This window comes from Methylobacterium sp. WL18, assembly GCF_008040015.1.
GTDB lineage: Bacteria > Pseudomonadota > Alphaproteobacteria > Rhizobiales > Beijerinckiaceae > Methylobacterium > Methylobacterium mesophilicum.
On sequence record NZ_VRVD01000909.1, the window covers coordinates 1 to 1,449 of the forward strand.

Sequence of the window (1,449 nt, forward strand, 5' to 3'; positions counted from 1 at the left end):
GCCTTCGGCGCGCTCGGCCTCGAGGGCGCTCGACCGGGTGCGGGCGTTCTCAAGCTCGGCCGCGAGGCGCTGCGCCTCCTGCCAGGCCAGGTCGTGCTGGTGCGTGCGAAGCGCGAGCAGAACCTTGAGCGAGGCTGCATCCTCGCGCGCGGCCTCCAGCTTGGCCTGGGCCGCGCGCAGGTCGTTTAGCAACTCCTGCGCGAGCATCGCATCCCCGGTTACATCCACCGCCGGCTCCGTCAGCATCCCGTTCGCGCTTGTCCTGAAGGCGCGTCGCGCGAATGTCCACTCTTGAGGCGCCCGGGCCCGGTTGAGAAAATCCACCCGCCGGTCCACATGGGAGACGGTGCCTCACGGTGCCTGTCCCGGCCGGCCTTGAACCGGCGCAGCGGAGTTCGCCGACAATGTTCATCCAGACCGAAGCCACGCCGAACCCGGCGACCCTCAAGTTCCTCCCCGGCCGCGTCGTCCTGCCCGAATCCACCTTCGAGGCCCGGGACGCCGAGACCGCGGGCCGCTCGCCCCTCGCCTCCGCGCTGTTCGACGTTCCCGGGGTCGCGGGCGTCTATTTCGGCCACGACTTCGTCTCCGTCACCAAGGCGGAGGACGGTTCGGAATGGGCCCAGGTCAAGCCTGCCGTGCTCGGCGCGATCATGGAGCACTTCCAGTCCGGCGTCCCCGTGATGGCCGAAGGCGGCCTCGACGACCAGGACGGCGAGGAGGAGTTCTACGACGCCGCCGACCACGATACAGTGGTGACGATCAAGGACCTCCTCGAGACGCGCGTCCGCCCGGCGGTGGCCGGCGACGGCGGCGACATCACCTTCCGCGGCTACAAGGAAGGCGTCGTCTACCTGGAGATGAAGGGCGCCTGCTCGGGCTGCCCCTCCTCCACCGCCACCTTGCGCCACGGCGTGCAGAACCTGTTCCGGCACTTCCTGCCGGAGATCCGCGAGGTTCAGGCGATCTGACCTGACGCCGCCGTTCACGGCACGACCAGCGCCGGCGGCCGCGAGCCGCCGGCGTTTTTTATGGCATCCCTGGATCCGGCCGAACGCCGGGTGCCCGCTTCGAGGCTATGTCCGCAACCTCGAAGCATGGACCGCTCCGGATCCGGAGCCCCCGGCCCGTCTTGGCGCCTCAGTACGCCGATCGACAGATTGTAACGTGCTCCTTGTCGGCACGGTAAATCGTTCATGGTAATATCGACTGCATATTTCTGAGCCGATATCCCGCATAAATTCAGTATTTATATTCCATTTTTCGCTAGATGACGTAAGACTTAATCGAATACGATTTATTGAAGTGCTATAGGCGCCATGCCAGATCTCTATCGGAGATCTTGACGTAAGGTTTCGTCGTGCCTCTCGTATCCCGCGGTTTTCCGGGGATTCGCATGAACCTTCTCAGCCGCACGAACATCGTCACCAAGCTGCTCGCGATCACTCT

Annotated in this window: 1 protein-coding gene and 1 pseudogene; one reads left to right on the forward strand and one right to left on the reverse strand. The window is 65.0% G+C overall.

Translation table 11 applies throughout. The annotated features are described in order from the left end of the window. Nucleotides 1-324 (reverse strand): annotated as a pseudogene (locus FV228_RS29590) (hypothetical protein); the annotation flags it as partial. A gap of 80 nt (nucleotides 325-404) precedes the next feature. Between FV228_RS29590 and FV228_RS29595 the strand changes: the two are divergent. Beyond that, entirely contained in the window at nucleotides 405-971 is a 567-nt protein-coding gene (locus FV228_RS29595) for a NifU family protein (RefSeq protein ID WP_147857709.1), read from the forward strand. The last annotated feature ends 478 nt before the right edge of the window (nucleotides 972-1,449 follow it).